Source organism: Escherichia sp. WS1152 (assembly GCF_046487665.1).
Lineage (GTDB): Bacteria > Pseudomonadota > Gammaproteobacteria > Enterobacterales > Enterobacteriaceae > Escherichia > Escherichia coli.
Genome location: NZ_JBJQJA010000002.1, coordinates 492,227 through 510,698, shown reverse-complemented (window position 1 = coordinate 510,698; position 18,472 = coordinate 492,227). Strand labels below are relative to the sequence as shown.

The window sequence follows — 18,472 nt, the reverse complement described above, 5'->3', positions numbered from 1 at the left end:
AATAGCGATCTTTTCCTGTGTAGTACGCCGTCTGCGTTTCTCCGGTCCTAAGACATCAATCATCTGCTCTCCAATGACTAGTCTAAAAACTAGTATTAAGACTATCACTTATTTAAGTGATATTGGTTGTCTGGAGATTCAAGGGGCCAGTCTAATAACAAACTATAGCTGTACATCCACTACACAGCCACGAAGGATGATAATGAAGCATTGCCTGTACGATCAATCGACTTTGTAGAGTTTCGGACGAAGGTCCGCAGAATATTCGCAGTATTAAATAAGTGTTCATTAATGCGGCAAAAACAAATACACCGCATCAATATAACATCTCTGCGGTGTATGAAGAATAACCAGAATGGTTAATAGGCGTTAGACCGCGCGGAAGGAAATCTCGCCTGGAATGACTTCACCCTGCCAGTAGAGCTGAGCTGCAACGCGGTCAGCCAGCTGGCGGTAGATAGCGGTAAATTCGCTCTCCGGACGGCTGATAACCGTTGGCGTGCCTTTATCGAGATCCTCACGTAAGGAGATGTGTAACGGCATCTGCCCCAGCAGCTGTGTGTGGTATTTTTCAGCCAGTTTCTCAGCACCACCGGTACCGAAAATCGGTTCATGGTGACCACAGTTACTGCAAATATGCACACTCATGTTCTCGACAATACCAAGCACCGGAACCTCGACTTTCTCGAACATCACAATGCCTTTTTTCGCATCGATCAACGCGATGTCCTGCGGGGTGGTGACCACGACTGCACCAGTTACTGGAATGTTTTGCGCCAGCGTCAATTGAATGTCACCGGTGCCTGGCGGCATATCAAGCACCAGATAGTCGAGATCCGGCCACAAGGTTTCCTGCAACATCTGCATTAACGCCTTGCTCGCCATCGGTCCACGCCACACCATCGCATTGTCGTCAGTGACCAGATAACCAATTGAATTGGTTGCCAGGCCATGAGACATAATCGGTGCCATATGGGTACCGTCCGGCGAAGTTGGACGCTGATTTTCTGCGCCCAGCATGGTGGGAATTGATGGGCCGTAGATATCGGCGTCCAGAATGCCGACTTTCGCCCCTTCCGCCGCCAGTGCCAGCGCCAGGTTTACCGCCGTGGAGGATTTACCCACGCCGCCTTTACCGGAACTGACCGCAATGATGTTCTTCACACCATTAATACCCGGCTGATTCTTCACGCGTTTTAAGGTGGCGATATTGTGCGACAGTTTCCAGTCGATAGCTTTCGCCCCGGTGATACGCAGCAGTTCGGCGCTACATTGCTCTTTTAACTCTTCAAACGCGCTATGCCAGACGAATGGCATAACCAGTTCCACATGCAACGTGTCGTCCATCCAGGCGACATGGTGCAACGCTTTCAGCGTGGTGAGGTTATGCTTCAGGGTTGGGTGCTGAAAATTGGCCAGTGTCCCGGCGACCATTGCGCGCAAGGCTTCTGGTGATTTGGCCTGGGATTGTTCGTTCATCCCGACTCCTTTTTTGTATAAATAAACCATCAGCTGATAGTTTACCTGAAGAATATAGAGAAGTACTTACTTAACATTTTCCCATTTGGTACTATCTAACCCCTTTTCACTATTAAGAAGTAATGCCTACTATGACTCAAGTCGCGAAGAAAATTCTGGTGACGTGCGCACTGCCGTACGCTAACGGCTCAATCCACCTCGGCCATATGCTGGAGCACATCCAGGCTGATGTCTGGGTCCGTTACCAGCGAATGCGCGGCCACGAGGTCAACTTCATCTGCGCCGACGATGCCCACGGTACACCGATCATGCTGAAAGCTCAGCAGCTTGGTATCACCCCGGAGCAGATGATTGGCGAAATGAGTCAGGAGCATCAGACTGATTTCGCAGGCTTTAACATCAGCTATGACAACTATCACTCGACGCACAGCGAAGAGAACCGCCAGTTGTCAGAACTTATCTACTCTCGCCTGAAAGAAAACGGTTTTATTAAAAACCGCACCATCTCTCAGCTGTACGATCCGGAAAAAGGCATGTTCCTGCCGGACCGTTTTGTGAAAGGCACCTGCCCGAAATGTAAATCCCCGGATCAATACGGCGATAACTGCGAAGTCTGCGGCGCGACCTACAGCCCGACTGAACTGATCGAGCCGAAATCGGTGGTTTCTGGCGCTACGCCGGTAATGCGTGATTCTGAACACTTCTTCTTTGATCTGCCCTCTTTCAGCGAAATGTTGCAGGCATGGACCCGCAGCGGTGCGTTGCAGGAGCAGGTGGCAAATAAAATGCAGGAGTGGTTTGAATCTGGCCTGCAACAGTGGGATATCTCCCGCGACGCCCCTTACTTCGGTTTTGAAATTCCGAACGCGCCGGGCAAATATTTCTACGTCTGGCTGGACGCACCGATTGGCTACATGGGTTCTTTCAAGAATCTGTGCGACAAGCGCGGCGACAGCGTAAGCTTCGATGAATACTGGAAGAAAGACTCCACCGCCGAGCTGTACCACTTCATCGGTAAAGATATTGTTTACTTCCACAGCCTGTTCTGGCCTGCCATGCTGGAAGGCAGCAACTTCCGCAAGCCGACCAACCTGTTTGTTCATGGCTATGTGACGGTGAACGGCGCGAAGATGTCCAAGTCTCGCGGCACCTTTATTAAAGCCAGCACCTGGCTGAATCATTTTGACGCTGACAGCCTGCGTTACTACTACACTGCGAAACTCTCTTCGCGCATTGATGATATCGATCTCAACCTGGAGGATTTCGTTCAGCGTGTGAATGCCGATATCGTGAATAAAGTGGTTAACCTGGCCTCCCGCAACGCAGGCTTTATCAACAAGCGTTTTGACGGTGTGCTGGCAAGCGAGCTGGCTGACCCTGAGCTGTACAAAACCTTTACCGATGCCGCTGAAGTGATTGGTGAAGCGTGGGAAAGCCGTGAATTTGGTAAAGCAGTGCGCGAAATCATGGCACTGGCTGACCTGGCTAACCGCTATGTCGACGAGCAGGCTCCGTGGGTAGTCGCAAAACAGGAAGGTCGCGATGCTGACCTGCAGGCGATTTGCTCAATGGGCATCAACCTGTTCCGCGTGCTGATGACTTACCTGAAGCCGGTACTGCCGAAACTGACCGAGCGTGCAGAAGCCTTCCTCAATACGGAACTGACCTGGGATGGTATCCAGCAACCGCTGCTGGACCACAAAGTGAATCCGTTCAAGGCACTGTATAACCGCATCGATATGAAGCAGGTTGAAGCACTGGTGGAAGCGTCTAAAGAAGAAGTGAAAGCAGCTGCCGCGCCAGTTACTGGCCCACTGGCAGATGATCCGATTCAGGAAACCATCACTTTTGACGACTTCGCCAAAGTTGACCTGCGCGTAGCGCTGATCGAAAACGCAGAGTTTGTTGAAGGTTCTGACAAACTGCTGCGCCTGACACTGGATCTCGGCGGTGAAAAACGCAATGTCTTCTCCGGTATTCGTTCTGCCTACCCGGATCCGCAGGCACTGATTGGTCGTCACACCATTATGGTGGCTAACCTGGCACCACGTAAAATGCGCTTTGGAATCTCCGAAGGCATGGTGATGGCTGCCGGTCCAGGCGGGAAAGATATCTTCCTGCTAAGCCCGGATGCTGGTGCTAAACCGGGTCATCAGGTGAAATAATCCCCCTTCAAGGCGCTGCATCGACAGCGCCTTTTCTTTATAAATTCCTAAAGTTGTTTTCTTGCGATTTTGTCTCTCTCTAACCCGCATAAATACTGGTAGCATCTGCATTCAACTGGATAAAATTACAGGGATGCAGAATGAGACACTTTATCTATCAGGACGAAAAATCACATAAATTCTGGGCGGTGGAGCAACAGGGAAACGAGTTGCATATCAGTTGGGGAAAAGTTGGCACCAAAGGGCAAAGTCAGATAAAAAGTTTTTCAGATGCTGCGGCAGCGGAAAAAGCGGAACTTAAGCTGATTGCGGAGAAGGTGAAGAAGGGGTATGTGGAGCAAGCGAAGGATAATTCTTTGCAACCTTCCCAAACGGTAACGGGCTCTCTCAAGGTAGCGGACTTATCCACCATTATTCAGGAACAACCCTCTTTCGTAGCAGAAACCCGTGCGCCTGACAAAAATACAGATGCTGTTTTACCGTGGCTGGCGAAAGATATTGCTGTCGTTTTTCCGCCCGAAGTTGTACACACCACGTTAAGTCATCGCCGCTTTCCCGGAGTTCCTGTTCAGCAAGCAGACAAATTGACCCAATTACGTCGCTTAGCCTGTAGTGTGTCGCAACGGGATAATAAAACAGCCACATTTGACTTCAGCGCCTGTTCTTTAGAATGGCAAAACACCGTCGCCCAGGCGATCAGTCAGATCGACGGCCTGAAAACAACACAGTTACCATCACCAGTAATGGCTGTACTCACGGCACTTGAAATGAAATGCACAAGATATAAAGTGCGTGAGGATGTTATGGATCAGATCGTCCAGGAAGGCGGTCTGGAATATGCTACTGATGTAATAATACACCTTCAACAGATTGATATTGAATGGGATTATGCGAATAATGTCATTATTATTCTGCCGTCTGGCATTGCACCTAGCTACTTGGAGCAATATTCCAGATTTGAATTACGCCTACGTAAACATTTATCACTGACGGAAGAGTCTCTCTGGCAAAAATGTGCACAAAAACTTATTGCCGCAATTCCACATATTCCAGAATGGCGGCAACCATTAATTGCTTTGTTATTACCCGAAAAACCAGAAATTGCACATGAAATTGCCCAGCGTCTACTGGGGCAAAAAAAATTACCCTCGCTTGAGTGGTTAAAAATAGTGGCGACTGATGAGCACATTCTTGCCTCATTAGAAAAATATCACGAACCATATGCCATTTTTGATGATTACTATTGTGGTGCGATATGGTCAGCCACCGTATTACAGGAGCAAGGTGTTGCAGCCCTGCCCCGATTTGCTCCCTATGCCGCAAGTGACTACTGCGCCGATGTGTTGCGTCATATCAATCATCCGTTCGCATTGACACTGCTTATACGTGTAGCCGGGCAAACTAAACGCTGTCACGATCGGATGACGAAAGCCATTGCTGCGTTCCCACATGCAGCAATGGCGGCACTGACGGAACTTCTTGGGCAAAAAGAAGAGAACAGTTGGCGCATTATGCTAATGACAATGCTTATCTCACAACCAGCACTGGCAGAACAGGTCATTCCCTGGCTCTCGACACCCGCAGTTGCCGTACTGAAATCATGCCAGCAACAACTGACACAGCCCTCAAACCATGCCAGCGCCGATCTACTGCCAGCCGTAGTAGTCTCCCCTCCCTGGCTTTCGAAAAAGAAAAAATCGCCGATTCCGGTGCTGGATTTAGCGCCATTAGGCATTGAGCCAATCTGTTATCTGACAGAAGAAATCAGTAATCAACTTTTGGCGAAATATATCTGGTATTCAAAACACATCACGGTTAGCCATGAAGAAAGTACTACCAACCTGTTGGCAAGGATGGGTTTTCAACGACGGATCGCTGGTACATATATTAAAGCTCCCGAAGCGGTAGTTGAGGCATGGCTAAATGAAGATTATTCAACCTTACTAAGTGAATTTAAGGTGTTTCATTCACCTACCGGGCATTATTGGCAGTTGGGGATTTTGACAACATTGCCGCTGGAGAAAGCAGTAAAAGCATGGAATGCCCTTACCCTATCTCCACATACCGATACCGAATACTCCATGTTACATTTTGGACTCAAAGGGTTACCTGGGTTAGTAAACTCACTTGCACGCTATCCACAAGAAGCCTTGCCCATCACGAATTACTTCGCAGCGAGTGAGCTGGCTCCTGCCGTCGCCCGTGCCTTCAACAAACTGAAAACGCTACGCGAAAACGCCCGTAGCTGGCTGTTGAAATACCCGGAACATGCCCTTACCGGCCTGCTGCCTGCGGCGCTCGGCAAAGCCGGTGAAGCACAGGATAACGCCCGCGCTACCTTGCGTATGCTTACCGAAAACGGTCATCAGCCATTACTGCAAGAAATCGCCCGACGTTATAACCAGCCGGAAGTAACCGATGCGGTGAACGCTCTGCTTGCGCTCGATCCCTTAGATAATCACCCGACAAAAATCCCCACTCTTCCGGCCTTTTATCAGCCATCGCTCTGGACGCGCCCGGTATTAAAAGCAAATGCCCAATCACTGCCAGATAGCGCCCTCCTCCACCTCGGTGAAATGCTCCGCTTCCCTCAGGAAGAGGCTCTGTATCCGGGATTATTGCAGGTGAAAGACGTCTGTTCCGCCGACTCACTGGCGGGATTTGCCTGGGATCTGTTTACCGCCTGGCAGACCGCTGGCGCGCCGTCGAAAGAGAGTTGGGCGTTCACTGCGTTAGGCGTTCTCGGTAACGATGACACCGCCCGCAAACTGACGCCATTAATACGCGCCTGGCCTGGTGAATCCCAGCATAAACGCGCCACCGTTGGGTTGGATATTCTCGCTGCTATCGGTAGTGATATCGCCCTTATGCAGCTTAACGGCATCGCCCAGAAACGGAAATTCAAAGCATTACAGGAGCGGGCAAAAGAAAAAATTGCCGACATTGCCGAGAGCCGCGAACTCACGGTGGCGGAGCTTGAAGATCGGTTAGCACCGGATCTCGGTCTGGATGATAACGGTTCGCTGCTGCTGGATTTTGGCCCACGGCAGTTCACCGTCAGCTTTGATGAAACCTTAAAACCGTTTGTGCGTGATGTTTCCGGCAGCCGCCTGAAAGACCTGCCCAAACCGAACAAAAGCGATGATGAAACGCGGGCGAACGATGCGGTTAACCGCTACAAATTGCTGAAAAAAGATGCGCGTACCATCGCCGCCCAGCAGGTAGCAAGGCTGGAATCCGCCATGTGCCTGCGCCGCCGCTGGTCGCTGGAAAACTTCCAGCTCTTCCTGGTTGAGCATCCGCTGGTTCGTCACTTAACCCGCCGTCTGATTTGGGGCGTTTATAGCGCCGAAAACCAGCTACTGGCTTGCTTTCGCGTAGCAGAAGATAACAGCTCCAGCACCGCTGACGATGATCTTTTCACCCTGCCGGAAGGCGATATCTCTATCGGCACTCCTCACGTTCTGGAAATATCACCAACGGATGCTGCCGCCTTTGGTCAGCTTTTTGCCGACTACGAACTGCTACCACCGTTCCGCCAGCTCGACCGTAACAGCTACGCCCTGACAGAAGCCGAGCGCAATGCCAGTGAACTGACCCGCTGGGCAGGCAGAAAATGCCCGAGTGGTCGGGTCATGGGGCTGGCGAATAAAGGCTGGATAAAGGGCGAACCACAGGATGGAGGCTGGATCGGATGGATGATCAAACCTTTGGGTCGCTGGTCGTTAATCATGGAAATCGATGAAGGCTTTGCGGTAGGCATGTCGCCAGCCGAACTCAGCGCTGAGCAGCTCTTAAGCAAGCTGTGGCTATGGGAAGGCAAAGCAGAAAGATATGGCTGGGGGAGTAATTCAACACAGGAAGCGCAGTTCTCCGTAATCGATGCCATCACCGCCAGCGAGCTAATTAACGATATTGAAGCCCTGTTTGAATAAGGAAAGAGCATGGACAAGGAATTACCGTGGCTGGCGGATAACGCCCAACTGGAACTGAAATATAAAAAAGGCAAAACGCCGCTCAGTCATCGTCGCTGGCCGGGCGAACCAGTGTCCGTTATCACTGGAAGTCTCATCCAGACATTGGGTGATGAATTGCTACAAAAAGCTGAGAAGAAAAAAAACATTGTCTGGCGTTATGAGAATTTTTCACTGGAGTGGCAGTCCGCCATCACGCAGGCCATCAACTTGATCGGCGAACACAAACCCTCAATCCCGGCCCGGACAATGGCGGCGCTAGCCTGTATCGCGCAAAATGACAGCCAACAGTTGCTCGACGAAATCGTCCAACAAGAGGGGCTGGAATATGCGACTGAGGTGGTGATTGCACGCCAGTTTATTGCGCGGTGTTATGAGAGTGATCCTCTGGTAGTGACATTGCAGTATCAGGACGAGGATTATGGCTATGGTTATCGCTCAGAAACCTATAACGAATTCGATCTCCGACTGCGTAAGCATCTCTCTCTGGCAGAGGAAAGCTGCTGGCAGCGTTGCGCCGACAAACTCATTGCCGCACTACCAGGAATAACCAAAGTTCGCCGCCCTTTTATTGCGCTGATCCTCCCGGAAAAACCAGAAATAGCCAATGAGTTGGTAGGCCTTGAATGCCCGCGAACTCATTTTCATTCTAAGGAGTGGTTAAAAGTTGTTGCTAATGACCCCACAGCGGTGAGAAAACTCGAACACTACTGGAGCCAGGATATATTTAGCGATCGAGAAGCCAGCTACATGTCGCATGAAAACCACTTCGGCTACGCGGCCTGCGCCGCCCTTTTGCGCGAACAAGGACTGGCAGCCATTCCGCGCCTCGCGATGTATGCCCATAAAGAAGATTGCGGCAGTCTGCTGGTACAAATTAACCATCCGCAAGTCATCCGCACCTTGCTACTGGTGGCTGATAAAAACAAACCCAGCCTGCAACGTGTAGCTAAATACCATAAAAACTTCCCCCATGCGACGCTCGCCGCACTGGCAGAACTGCTGGCGTTAACAGAACCACCAGCCCGCCCTGGTTATCCAATCATCGAAGACAAAAAGCTGCCTGCACAGCAAAAAGCACGCGATGAATACTGGCGTACGCTGTTACAAACGCTGATGGCATCGCAGCCACAACTGGCAGCAGAAGTGATGCCGTGGTTAAGTACTCAACCCCAGTCAGTGCTGAAGAGTTATTTATCGGCACCGCCCAAACCGGTTATTGATGGCACCGATAACAGCAATCTGCCAGAAATCCTCGTTTCACCACCGTGGCGTAGTAAGAAAAAAATGACAGCTCCACGTCTTGATTTGGCACCGCTCGAATTAACTCCGCAAGTTTACTGGCAACCAGGCGAACAAGAGAGGCTTGCCGCCACTGAGCCTGCCCGTTATTTCAGCACAGAATCTCTTGCGCAACGCATGGAACAAAAAAGTGGACGAGTTGTATTACAGGAACTGGGTTTTGGGGATGATGTATGGCTGTTTCTGAATTATATACTCCCCGGAAAACTGGATGCTGCACGCAATTCACTCTTTGTTCAGTGGCATTACTACCAGGGGCGGGTTGAAGAGATCCTGAATGGCTGGAACTCCCCGGAAGCACAATTAGCAGAACAGGCGCTCCGCAGCGGTCACATAGAAGCGTTAATTAACATATGGGAAAATGACAACTACTCACATTATCGTCCGGAAAAGAGTGTCTGGAACCTGTATTTATTGGCACAGTTGCCGCGTGAGATGGCTTTGACCTTCTGGCTGCGTATCAATGAGAAAAAGCATCTGTTCGCGGGTGAGGACTATTTTCTCAGTATCCTCGGATTGGATGCGCTACCAGGTCTGCTGTTGGCTTTTTCACATCGTCCAAAAGAAACATTTCCGTTAATTTTAAATTTTGGCGCAACAGAACTGGCGCTGCCTGTTGCCCACGTCTGGCGACGTTTCGCGGCGCAGCGTGATCTGGCTCGCCAGTGGATTTTACAATGGCCGGAACATACGGCTAGTGCACTTATCCCTCTTGTCTTTACCAAACCCAGCGATAATAGCGAAGCCGCATTACTTGCCCTGCGTTTACTGTACGAACAGGGACATGGCGAATTGCTACAAACCGTGGCAAACCGCTGGCAGCGTACAGATGTATGGTCTGCCCTGGAGCAGTTGCTTAAACAGGGTCCAATGGACATTTACCCGGCACGCATTCCAAAAGCCCCTGATTTCTGGCATCCGGCAATGTGGTCCAGGCCTCGACTTATCACTAATAATCAGCCTGTTACCGGTGACGCTCTGGAAATTATCGGCGAAATGCTGCGCTTTACCCAGGGGGGACGTTTTTATAGCGGGCTGGAACAACTGAAAACGTTCTGCCAGCCACAAACGCTGGCAGCTTTTGCCTGGGATCTCTTCACTGCGTGGCAACAAGCTGGTGCCCCCGCAAAAGACAACTGGGCATTTCTGGCGTTAAGTCTCTTTGGTGACGAAAGCACGGCACGGGATCTGACGACACAGATCCTCGCCTGGCCACAAGAAGGCAAATCTGCCCGTGCTGTCAGCGGCCTGAACATCCTTACCCTGATGAATAATGATATGGCGCTGATACAGCTGCATCATATATCGCAACGGGCTAAATCCCGCCCCTTACGTGATAACGCGGCGGAATTTCTTCAGGTGGTCGCAGAAAATCGCGGGCTAAGCCAGGAAGAGCTAGCGGACAGATTAGTCCCAACCCTGGGCCTTGATGATCCGCAGGCGTTGAGTTTTGATTTTGGTCCCCGGCAGTTTACCGTTCGCTTCGATGAAAACCTCAACCCGGTTATCTTTGATCAGCAAAACGTTCGCCAGAAAAGCGTTCCCCGTTTGCGCGCCGATGACGATCAACTGAAAGCGCCCGAGGCACTGACCCGACTAAAAGGGCTAAAAAAAGATGCTACTCAGGTGAGCAAAAACCTGCTCCCGCGTCTTGAAGCTGCCCTACGTACCACCCGACGCTGGTCGCTGGCAGATTTTCATTCTCTGTTTGTTAATCATCCCTTTACCCGTCTGGTTACCCAGCGATTAATATGGGGGGGTTATCCGGCAAATGAACCGCGTCGTTTACTCAACGCCTTTCGTGTGGCCGCAGAGGGGGAGTTCTGCAATGCGCAAGATGAGCCAATTGACCTGCCTGCGGACGCTCTGATTGGCATTGCCCACCCGTTAGAAATGGCAGTAGAAATGCGCAGTGAATTTGCACAGCTTTTTGCCGATTACGAAATTATGCCGCCTTTTCGCCAGTTGTCGCGCCGCACGGTGCTGCTCACACCTGACGAGTCAACCAGTAACAGCCTGACTCGCTGGGAAGGTAAATCCGCTACCGTTGGGCAACTTATGGGAATGCGATACAAAGGCTGGGAGTCAGGCTATGAGGACACATTTGTCTATGACCTGGGCGAGTACCGGCTGGTCCTTAAGTTTTCACCCGGTTTTAACCACTACAATGTTGATAGCAAAGCGTTAATGAGCTGCCGTTCTCTTCGAGTGTACCGTGACAATAAATCCGTCACTTTTGCCGAACTTGATGTGTTTGATTTGAGTGAGGCGTTAAGCGCACCTGACGTCATTTTCCATTAAAACACAGCGGGCAGTGATGCGACTGCCCGTTATCTACACGACTTACCAGCGGGGAAAGCGATGATCGTGCAAAAAGAGCTGGTTGCTATTTACGATTATGAGGTCCCTGTACCTGAAGATCCGTTTTCCTTCAGACTTGAGATCCATAAATGCCCTGAATTATTTACAGGTTCCGTCTATCGACTGGAGCGATTCCGGCTACATCCAACATTTCATCAACGTGATCGAGAAGATGCTGACCCGCTAATAAATGATGCGTTGATTTATATAAGAGATGAGTGTAATGATGAGCGGAAATTACGAGGTGAATCACCTGAAACTGTAATAGCAATTTTTAATCGTGAACTACAGAATATATTCAACCAAGAAATAGAATAATATACTCTAAATAATTCAAATTGGTCCGATCCGGCGCAACGTCCCAATGGCCTGGATTATAAATCTCATTATCTTAATTGCAACGGGGTCCAGCCGTGGTTATAATTCGTTCGTTGGAACACGATGTTGCACAGGCTGCGGTGTTGGGCCTGAAAATAGTAAATAAAAGAACCTGCCTCACCAGCAGGTTTTTTTATTTACTGTGATCTGCTTTCCAGATATTTTCCGCTCAAACAACTAATGCGCCAAACATTTATTGCGCGTAAAATATCGTTTATTTCATTAATACATTTCAGGGATGAATATATGTCACCGCAGAATAATCATCTGCAGCGTCCGCCTGCCGCTGTGTTATACGCCGATGAACTGGCAAAATTAAAACAAAATGATAACGCACCTTGCCCGCCCGGTTGGCAGTTAAGTTTGCCTGCGGCCCGTGCTTTTATCCTTGGCGATAGCGCGCAAAATATTAGCCGTAAAGTGGTGATTAGTCCCTCTGCTGTCGAACGTATGTTAGTCACTCTTGCCACCGGGCGCGGTTTGATGTTGGTGGGGGAACCTGGCACCGCAAAATCTCTCCTGTCTGAATTACTGGCAACCGCTATTAGCGGCGATGCCGGGTTAACCATCCAGGGCGGGGCATCTACCACCGAAGATCAAATCAAGTATGGCTGGAACTACGCCCTGCTTATCAATCATGGTCCGTCAACGGAAGCGCTGGTCCCTGCCCCGCTTTATCAGGGAATGCGCGACGGCAAAATCGTCCGTTTTGAAGAGATAACGCGTACACCGCTGGAAGTGCAGGACTGTCTGTTAGGTATGCTTTCTGACCGGGTTATGACGGTGCCGGAACTCACCAGTGAAGCCAGTCAGCTCTATGCGCGAGAAGGCTTTAATATTATTGCCACTGCCAATACCCGCGATCGCGGCGTCAATGAGATGAGTGCCGCGCTAAAGCGTCGCTTCGATTTTGAAACTGTCTTTCCGATTATGGATTTCGCCCAGGAGCTGGAACTGGTCGCCAGTGCTTCGGCGCGTTTGCTGGCCCATAGCGGTATTCCGCATAAAGTGCCTGACGCGGTACTGGAGTTACTGGTCCGCACCTTCCGCGATCTGCGTGCCAACGGCGAAAAGAAAACGTCAATGGATACCCTGACGGCAATTATGTCCACCGCTGAAGCCGTGAACGTGGCCCACGCAGTGGGCGTCCGCGCCTGGTTTTTAGCGAATCGCGCAGGTGAGCCAGCCGACCTGGTGGACTGCATTGCCGGAACCATCGTCAAAGATAATGAAGAAGATCGCGCTCGTCTGCGCCGTTACTTCGAACAGCGTGTCGCCACACATAAAGAAGCTCACTGGCAGGCTTATTATCAAGCCCGCCACCGCCTGCCGTGAGGAAAGATGCATGAGCGAGCCGTTAATTGTCGGCATCCGGCATCATAGTCCGGCCTGCGCCCGGCTGGTGAAATCGTTAATCGAAAGCCAGCGGCCACGATACGTGTTGATTGAAGGCCCGGCTGATTTTAATGACCGGGTAGACGAACTGTTTTTAGCCCACCAGCTTCCGGTAGCTATTTACAGTTATTGCCAGTATCAGGACGGTGCAGCCCCCGGGCGTGGTGCCTGGACGCCATTTGCTGAATTTTCGCCGGAGTGGCAGGCGCTACAAGCCGCTCGTTGTATTCAGGCACAAACTTACTTCATCGATTTGCCTTGCTGGGCGCAGAGTGAAGAAGAGGACGATTCGCCTGATACGCAAGAGGAAAGCCAGACCTTGCTGCTGCGTGCCACCCGCATGGATAACAGCGACACCCTGTGGGATCACTTGTTCGAAGATGAAAGCCAGCAAATTGCATTACCCTCTGCGCTGGCGCACTATTTTGCCCAACTGCGCGGCGATTCCCCCGGCGATGTACTCAATCGTCAGCGCGAAGCCTTTATGACCCGCTGGATTGGATGGGCGATGCAGCAAAATGATGGCGACGTATTGGTTGTCTGCGGTGGCTGGCACGCTCCGGCACTGGCAAAGATGTGGCGCGAATGCCCTCAGGAAATTAACAAGCCAGAATTGCCCTCGCTGGCAGATGCCGTTACAGGTTGTTATCTCACACCCTACAGTGAAAAGCGCCTTGATGTGCTGGCAGGATACCTTTCAGGAATGCCTGCCCCGGTATGGCAAAACTGGTGCTGGCAGTGGGGCTTGCAGAAGGCCGGTGAACAACTGCTAAAAACTATCCTTACCCGTTTGCGCCAGCACAAATTGCCCGCTTCTACCGCGGATATGGCTGCCGCTCATCTGCATGCGATGGCGCTGGCACAGTTGCGCGGTCATACACTACCGTTACGCACTGACTGGCTGGATGCCTTAGCAGGCTCGCTGATTAAAGAAGCCCTGAATGCGCCGTTGCCGTGGAGCTATCGCGGCGTTATTCATCCCGATACCGATCCGATTCTGCTAACGTTGATAGACACATTAGCGGGTGACGGATTCGGTAAACTTGCCCCTTCTACGCCACAACCGCCTCTGCCAAAAGATGTCACCTGCGAACTGGAACGTACCGCAATCTCTCTTCCGGCGGAGCTTACCTTAAATCGCTTTAACCCCAATGGACTAGCGCAAAGTCAGGTGTTACATCGGCTGGCAATACTGGAGATCCCAGGGATTGTACGCCAGCAGGGAAGTACACTGACACTTGCAGGCAACGGTGAAGAACACTGGAAATTAACCCGCCCGCTTAGCCAGCATGCGGCATTGATTGAGGCCGCCTGCTTTGGTGCAACACTCCAGGAAGCCGCACGCCATAAATTAGAAGCCGATATGCTGGACACGGGTGGAATCGGCAGTATCACCACATGTCTTAGCCAGGCGGCGTTAGCGGGTCTGGCGTCCTTCAGTCAACAATTACTGGAGCAACTCACATTATTAATCGCCCAGGAAAATCAATTTGCCGAAATGGGCCAGGCGCTGGAAGTGCTATATGCCTTATGGCGGCTGGATGAAATTAGCGGTATGCAAGGCGCGCAGATATTACAAACGACGTTATGCGCGGCTATCGATCGCACGCTGTGGCTGTGTGAATCCAACGGCAGACCGGATGAAAAGGAGTTTCACGCTCACCTGCATAGCTGGCAAGCGTTGTGTCATATCCTGCGCGATCTGCATAGCGGTGTGCAGCTCCCCGGCATTTCTCTTTCTGCGGCGGTAGCCTTACTGGAGCGACGCAGTCAGGCAATCCATGCCCCGGCGCTGGATCGCGGCGCGGCTCTTGGCGCACTGATGCGTCTGGAACATCCCAACGCCAGTGCCGAAGCGGCGCTGACGATGCTGGCGCAGTTATCCCCGGCACAATCCGGCGAAGCGCTGCACGGTTTGCTGGCATTAGCCCGTCATCAACTGGCCTGTCAGCCGGCATTTATCGCCGGTTTCAGCAGTCATTTAAATCAACTGAGTGATGCCAATTTTATCAATGCCCTGCCCGATTTACGCGCGGCGATGGCCTGGCTACCACCACGAGAACGCGGGACGCTGGCGCATCAGGTGCTTGAGCATTATCAACTGGCGCAACTTCCCGTTTCGGCGCTGCAAATGCCGTTGCATTGTCCACCACAAGCCATTGCACATCATCAACAACTCGAACAGCAGGCACTGGCATCGCTGCAAAACTGGGGAGTTTTCCATGTCTGAACTGAACGATCTTCTGACCACCCGTGAGCTACAACGCTGGCGATTAATTCTTGGCGAAGCGGCAGAAACGACGCTTTGTGGGCTGGATGACAACGCCCGGCAGATAGACCACGCGCTGGAGTGGCTGTATGGGCGCGATCCTGAACGGCTCCAGCGTGGTGAACGCTCCGGTGGATTAGGTGGCTCAAATCTCACCCCCCCTGAGTGGATCAACAGTATTCACACGCTGTTTCCGCAACAGGTGATTGAGCGGCTGGAAAGCGATGCCGTACTGCGCTATGGCATTGAAGATGTGGTGACGAATCTCGACGTGCTGGAACGTATGCAGCCTTCTGAAAGCCTGCTACGCGCCGTTTTGCACACCAAACATCTGATGAATCCCGAAGTACTGGCTGCCGCCCGCCGGATAGTGCGCCAGGTTGTTGAAGAAATTATGGCTCGACTGGCAAAGGAAGTTCGTCAGGCTTTTTCTGGTGTCCGCGATCGCCGTCGCCGCTCATTTATTCCACTGGCGCGAAACTTTGATTTCAAAAGTACTCTGCGCGCCAACCTGCAACACTGGCACCCGCAACACGGCAAGTTGTATATCGAATCCCCCCGCTTTAACAGCCGCATTAAACGCCAAAGCGAACAATGGCAACTGGTCTTACTGGTTGATCAAAGCGGCTCGATGGTCGATTCGGTGATCCACTCTGCGGTGATGGCGGCCTGTTTATGGCAGTTACCCGGCATTCGTACCCATCTGGTGGCGTTTGACACCAGCGTGGTTGATCTCACGGCAGACGTTGCCGATCCGGTAGAGTTATTAATGAAAGTGCAATTAGGCGGCGGAACCAATATCGCCAGTGCCGTGGAATATGGTCGGCAACTTATTGAACAACCAGCGAAAAGCGTCATTATCCTCGTGAGCGATTTTTACGAAGGGGGTTCATCATCATTACTGACGCATCAGGTGAAAAAGTGTGTCCAGAGCGGCATCAAAGTGCTGGGACTGGCGGCGCTCGATAGCACCGCAACACCTTGCTATGACCACGATACGGCCCAGGTGCTGGTAAATGTCGGCGCACAAATAGCCGCCATGACACCGGGCGAGCTGGCATCATGGCTTGCGGAGAATCTTCAGTCATGAATTCACTACGTCCGGAATTATTAGAACTGACACCGCAGGCCCTGACAGCGTTAAGCAATGCCGGTTTTGTTAAGCGCAGTCTTAAGGAACTGGAAAATGGCAACGTCCCGGAGATCAGCCATGAGAACGGCGCTTTAATCGCCACCTTCAGTGACGGTGTCCGTACCCAGCTGGCGAACAGCCAGGCACTGAAAGAGGCTCAGTGCAGCTGCGGGGCCAGCGGCATGTGCCGTCATCGCGTGATGCTGGTGTTAAGTTATCAACGACTTTGTGCCACCGTCCAGCCCACGGAAAAAGAAGAAGAGTGGGATCCGGCAATCTGGCTGGAAGAACTGGCTACCCTGCCCGATACCACCCGCAAACGCGCACAGGCGCTGGTCGCTAAAGGCATCACCATTGAGTTGTTCTGTACGCCGGGCGAAATTCCCTCTGCCCGCTTACCGATGAGCGATGTGCGTTTTTATTCCCGTAGCAGCATTCGTTTCGCCCGTTGTGATTGTATTGAAGGCACACTTTGCGAACATGTCGTACTGGCAGTACAGGCCTTTGTCCAGGCAAAAACTCAGCAAGCGGAATTTACTCATTTAATCTGGCAGATGCGCAGCGAACACGTCACATCATCTGACGATCCGTTTGCCAGCGAAGAAGGCAAAACGTGTCGTCAATATGTTCAACAACTAAGCCAGGCATTATGGCTGAGCGGCATCAGCCAGCCGCTTATTCACTACGAGGCCGCTTTCAACCGCGCATTGCAGGCGGCAGAGGCCTGCAACTGGCGCTGGGTGAGTGAATCGCTACGGCAACTGCGCGCCAGCGTTGATGCCTTCCACGCCCGCGCCAGCCACTATCATGCCGGAGAATGCTTACGTCAGCTTGCGGCATTAAACAGTCGATTAAATTGCGCACAAGAGATGGCCCGGCGCGACAGTGTTGGTGAAGTTCCTCCTGTGCCGTGGCGCACGGTCGTTGGCTCTGGCATTGCCGGAGAAGCAAAGCTTGATCATCTGCGGCTGGTGTCTTTAGGTATGCGTTGCTGGCAGGATATTGAGCATTATGGTTTACGCATCTGGTTTACCGATCCCGACACCGGCAGTATTTTGCATCTTTCGCGTAGTTGGCCGAGAAGCGAACAAGAAAACGCTCCCGCGGCAAAACGTCGGCTGTTTAGTTTTCAGGCTGGCGCACTGGCAGGTGGGCAAATTGTTTCACAAGCAGCGCGTCGCAGTGCCGAAGGCGAACTGCTGTTCGCGACCCGTAACCGCTTGAGTAGTGTTGTTCCACTGTCGCCAGATGCCTGGCAAATGTTGAGCGCGCCGTTGCGCCAGCCGGGCATTGTGGCTTTGCGGGAATATTTACGCCAGCGTCCCCCCGCCTGCATACGGCCTCTTAATCAGGTCGATAACTTATTTATTCTGCCGGTCGCTGAGTGTATTTCACTAGGTTGGGATAGCAGCCGCCAGACGCTGGATGCGCAGGTAATCAGCGGCGAAGGTGAAGATAATCAGCTGACGTTATCACTGCCAGCCTCAGCCAGCGCGCCTTATGCCGTTGAACGCATGGCGGCGCTTTTGCAACAAACAGACGACCCCGTGTGTCTGGTTTCTGGCTTTGTCAGTTTTGTTGATGGGCAATTGACACTGGAACCACAGGTAATGATGACAAAGACTCGTGCCTGGGCGCTGGACGCAGAAACTGCGCCTGTGGCACCGCTACCTTCTGCCAGCGTTCTGCCTGTGCCGTCTACTGCTCATCAGTTGCTGATGCGCTGCCAGGCATTACTTATTCAACTGCTCCATAACGGCTGGCGCTATCAGGAACAGAGTGCTATTGGTCAGGCAGAGTTGCTGGCGAATGACCTCACCGCGGTGGGTTTTTATCGGCTGGCACATGTGTTGGGACAATTTCGTAATACAGAAAGCGAGGCACGGGTAGAAACAATGAATAACGGTGTTTTGCTGTGCGAACAATTATTCCCTATGCTTCAGCAACAAGGATGAAATAGTGCTTTTTACTAAGAGTTCTACTCCAGTTCCGGACTGCTCACGCCACGGTATTAGGC

At 51.7% G+C, this 18,472-nt stretch carries 9 protein-coding genes; 8 read left to right on the top strand and 1 reads right to left on the bottom strand.

Translation table 11 applies throughout. The features are described from left to right. Positions 1-369: 369 nt before the first annotated feature. Positions 370-1,479 carry an iron-sulfur cluster carrier protein ApbC gene (gene apbC, locus ACJHW7_RS06230; protein WP_001005448.1) on the bottom strand — a complete coding sequence of 370 codons (1,110 nt, stop codon included), beginning with the start codon at positions 1,477-1,479 and terminating at the stop codon, positions 370-372. A 131-nt stretch (positions 1,480-1,610) separates the two neighbouring features. Between apbC and metG the strand changes: the two genes are divergently transcribed. The 8 genes from metG (at position 1,611) to ACJHW7_RS06190 (ending at position 18,410) form a co-directional block, all read left to right on the top strand. After that, positions 1,611-3,644, top strand: a complete 2,034-nt coding sequence (gene metG / locus ACJHW7_RS06225) for a methionine--tRNA ligase (protein ID WP_001338997.1) — start codon at positions 1,611-1,613, stop codon at positions 3,642-3,644. 140 nt (positions 3,645-3,784) lie between these two features. After that, positions 3,785-7,579: a DUF4132 domain-containing protein gene (locus ACJHW7_RS06220; RefSeq protein WP_024233554.1), complete on the top strand. Its 3,795-nt coding sequence runs from the start codon at positions 3,785-3,787 to the stop codon at positions 7,577-7,579. Between the two features lie 9 nt (positions 7,580-7,588). Further along, positions 7,589-11,221, top strand: coding sequence for a DUF4132 domain-containing protein YehI (gene yehI, locus ACJHW7_RS06215; RefSeq protein ID WP_000356821.1), 3,633 nt, complete (start codon positions 7,589-7,591; stop codon positions 11,219-11,221). Positions 11,222-11,281: 60 nt separating this feature from the next. Continuing rightward, on the top strand, positions 11,282-11,599 hold the full coding sequence (yehK, locus tag ACJHW7_RS06210) for a protein YehK (protein WP_000636918.1): 318 nt from the start codon (positions 11,282-11,284) through the stop codon (positions 11,597-11,599). Between the two features lie 306 nt (positions 11,600-11,905). After that, entirely contained in the window at positions 11,906-12,994 is a 1,089-nt protein-coding gene (locus ACJHW7_RS06205) for an ATP-binding protein (protein ID WP_001351787.1), read from the top strand. A gap of 10 nt (positions 12,995-13,004) precedes the next feature. Next, a complete protein-coding gene (locus ACJHW7_RS06200) occupies positions 13,005-15,284 on the top strand; it encodes a DUF5682 family protein (protein ID WP_410233560.1) in 2,280 nt (759 codons plus the stop codon). Further along, positions 15,277-16,413 carry a VWA domain-containing protein gene (locus ACJHW7_RS06195; protein ID WP_021556972.1) on the top strand — a complete coding sequence of 379 codons (1,137 nt, stop codon included), beginning with the start codon at positions 15,277-15,279 and terminating at the stop codon, positions 16,411-16,413. Before ACJHW7_RS06200 ends, ACJHW7_RS06195 begins: the two co-directional genes overlap by 8 nt. Continuing rightward, on the top strand, positions 16,410-18,410 hold the full coding sequence (locus tag ACJHW7_RS06190) for an SWIM zinc finger family protein (protein WP_021556973.1): 2,001 nt from the start codon (positions 16,410-16,412) through the stop codon (positions 18,408-18,410). The genes ACJHW7_RS06195 and ACJHW7_RS06190 overlap by 4 nt, the downstream gene beginning before the upstream one ends. Positions 18,411-18,472 lie beyond the last annotated feature (62 nt).